This is a genomic window from Mesorhizobium sp. M7A.F.Ca.CA.004.04.2.1 (genome assembly GCF_004022825.1).
GTDB lineage: Bacteria > Pseudomonadota > Alphaproteobacteria > Rhizobiales > Rhizobiaceae > Mesorhizobium.
The window spans coordinates 1-3,232 of the sequence record NZ_RZPH01000709.1; the positions used below are offsets into that span (position 1 = coordinate 1).

Here is a 3,232-nt window from a genome sequence, read left to right on the forward strand (position 1 = left end):
CTTGCGTCCCCTTCCTGAAATCCAAAACGGTTTTTTTGGACGCAATAGCCTCTGTAAGATCAGCGAGCAACCGTGCCGCGTCCGGCCTCCCGGCCGATTTCGCACCCGCCGCCATCGCCGTCAGCCGATCGGGGTCTTCCATCAGCTCGCCGATGAGCGCTGCGATGCGTTCGGACGAGAGCGAGGATTGCGGATGCACTTCGCCGCCGCCGGCAGCGGCAAGGGCCGCCGCGTTCGCCGCCTGGTCGTGATCGAGCGCATAGGGGTAAGGCACCAGCAACGCCGGCCGGCCGATGACGGCGATCTCCGAGACGGTCGAGGCGCCGGAACGCGAGATCACCAGATGAGCGGCCGCCATGCGTGCCGCCATGTCGGTGAAGAAGGGCGAGACCTCGACGGCGACGCCAAGCGCGGCATAGGCCGCTTTGACCCGCGCCACGTCATCCGCGCGCGCTTGTTGGGTGATCACCAGCCGCTTGCGCTGGGCGTCGGAAAGCAGCGCGATGGCGCCCGGCACGGCATCGGAAAAGAACTGGGCGCCCTGGCTGCCGCCGAACACCAGCAGGCGGAACGGCTGTTCCCCGGTCGATGCCGCATAATTCGTCCTGGCCGCTTCCAGCACGGCCGGCCTGACCGGATTGCCTGTCGTCACCGTCTTGACCCCGGCAGCACTGGTGTCCTGCGGCAGGAAGCCGCCGGCGATGGCGTCGACACGGCCGGCCAGCGCCCGATTGGCGCGCCCCATCACCGCGTTCTGCTCATGGATCAGCGTCGGCACCTTGCGCCGTGTCGCCGCGTAGAGCGGCGGCAAGGTCGGATAACCGCCAAAGCCGACGACGGCATCCGGCTTGATTCTGCCAATGACGGCAGAAGCCTGGCGCACGCCGCGCCAGATCTTCCAGAAGGCGCCAAGCAGGGCAAAAGGATTTTTCGAGCCCATCGTCGCCGACTGGATCGGGTGGACGGCGCCGGCCATTTTCCGGCCGCTTGCGTGTCAGCGCCAGCACCATGCCCATCGAGATGGCGATGGCGATCTGCGAGGAGCCGCCATAGGAGATGAACGGCAGCGTCATGCCCTTGGCCGGCACAAGCTGGAGGTTGACGCACATGTTGATGACAGCCTGCAGGCCGAACACGGTGACGAGGCCGCCGACCGCATAGCGGGTGAAATCGTCATGCTCCTTCAGCGCCGTGTTGAGGCCGCGCAGAACGATGAAGGCGAAGATCGACATGATGAAGAAGCACATGATCAGCCCGAACTCTTCGCCGGCAACCGAGAAGACGAAGTCGGCATGGCTGTCGGGGATGACGCGCTTGACGGTGCCCTCGCCCGGTCCGACTCCGAACCAGCCGCCATTGATCAGCGCTTCGCGCCCCATGTCGACCTGGAACGTGTCGCCCTCGCCGGTGAGGAACTTGTCGATGCGCAGGGCAACGTGCGGGAACACCGTATAGGCGGCAAAGACGCCGCCGACGCCGGCCGCACCCAGCGCGACGATCCACAGCCAGGGCAGCCCGGCCATAAAGAACATGATGCCCCAGGTGCCGGTCGTCAGCATGGTCTGGCCGAGGTCCGGTTGCGCCACCAGCAGCGATACGACCAGCACCAGCAGCAGCATGGCAAACAGATTGCCCGGAATATCGGGCTGGCGCTTGTGCTCGGCGAAAAGCCACGCGCACATGATGACGAAGGCCGGCTTCAGGAATTCCGACGGCTGGATCGACAGGCCGGCAAGCGACACCCAGCGGCGCGCACCCTTCACCTCGACGCCGATGTAGAGCACCGCCACCATCAGCACCAGCATCAGGCACAGGATGACCAGCGCCATGCGCCGGATCTGCCTGGAATCGAGGAAGGAGACTGCCAGCATCACACCGAGCGCCGGCACGGTGAAGATGATCTGCCTGGTGGCAAAGTGGAAACTGTCGAGGCCGATGCGTTCGGCCACCGCCGGACTGGCGGCGAAGGACAAGACGATGCCGAGCCCCATCAGCGACAGGAACGCCGCCAGGAACCAGCGATCGATCGTCCACCACCAGGTTGCCACCGGGCTTTTGTCGAGACGGCTTTGCATTATCGTGCCCCTCCGATGGGTTTCACACCCTCGATAGCATTCGCAGCTTGCCTGAAGGCTTCGCCGCGGACTTCGAAATTCTTGAACTGGTCGAAACTGGCGCAGGCCGGCGACAGCAGCACCACCGCCTCGCCGCTGTCGTCCTTAGCGGCATCATGCGCGGCGTGCTCGACCGCGGCGGCCAGCGTGCCTGAGATCTCGTAGGGAACTGCCTCGCCCAGCGTCGCCGAAAAGGCCGGCGCCGCCTCGCCAATCAGATAGGCCTTGGCGATGCGCGGAAAGAAGCCGCGCAACGGCTCGATGCCGCCTTCCTTGGGCAGGCCGCCGGCGATCCAGTAGATGCGCGTAAAGCTGGATAGCGCGGGTGCTGCCGCATCGGCATTGGTCGCCTTGGAATCGTTGATGAACAGCACATGGTCCTTGCGGCCGACCTGCTCCATGCGGTGAGCGAGGCCGGGAAAGCTTTCCAGCCCCGACTGGATTTCGCCAAGCTCCAGTCCGACCTTGAGGCAAGCGGCGACCGCCGCCAGCGCGTTCTGGGCATTGTGCTGGCCGCGCAGCGAGCCGATGCCTTCGAGGAAGGCGACGCGGCTGTAACGGCCGTGCACCGCTTCCATCAGATTGGTGCCATCGGCGAAATAGCCGTCCGTCAGTGGCAGGCGCTTGGAAATGCGGGTGACATGCCGCCCCGCCCGCTCCAGCCGCTCGGCGATCTGCGCGCACCAGGAATCGTCGATGCCGACGATCGCCGTCTCGCTGCCGGCCACCAGCCGCTCCTTGATCGCGGCGTAGTGCTGCATGGTGCCGTGGCGGTCGAGATGATCGGGCGTCAGGTTAAGCAGGATGCCCGCCGTCGGATTGATCGAGGGCGCGAGGTCGATCTGGTAAGACGAGCATTCGACCACATAGTGCCGATCGGGCTCGGGCGGATCGAGCGTCATCACCGCGCGGCCGATATTGCCGCCCATCTGGGTGTCGCGTCCCGCGGCTTTCAGGATATGCGCGGTCAGCGCGGTCGTCGTCGACTTGCCGTTGGTGCCGGTGATGGCGATGAAGGGCGACGTCGGCGCGCTCAGCATCCGCTCGCGGCAGAAAAGCTCGACGTCGCCGATGATCTCGACGCCTGAACCGCGCGCCAGCTCCACCGTCCAATGCGG

At 65.6% G+C, this 3,232-nt stretch carries 1 protein-coding gene and 2 pseudogenes; all 3 read right to left on the reverse strand.

Annotated elements, in window-relative coordinates; all coding sequences use genetic code 11:
* Window positions 1-967, reverse strand: a pseudogene (locus tag EN893_RS25635) (UDP-N-acetylglucosamine--N-acetylmuramyl-(pentapeptide) pyrophosphoryl-undecaprenol N-acetylglucosamine transferase); the annotation flags it as partial.
* 10 nt (window positions 968-977) lie between these two features.
* A pseudogene (gene ftsW / locus EN893_RS25640) lies at window positions 978-2,075 on the reverse strand (putative lipid II flippase FtsW); the annotation flags it as partial.
* On the reverse strand, window positions 2,075-3,232 hold a 1,158-nt coding region (gene murD / locus EN893_RS25645; RefSeq protein ID WP_128361870.1), incomplete at its 5' end, for a UDP-N-acetylmuramoyl-L-alanine--D-glutamate ligase. The gene murD and the pseudogene ftsW, both read right to left, overlap by 1 nt.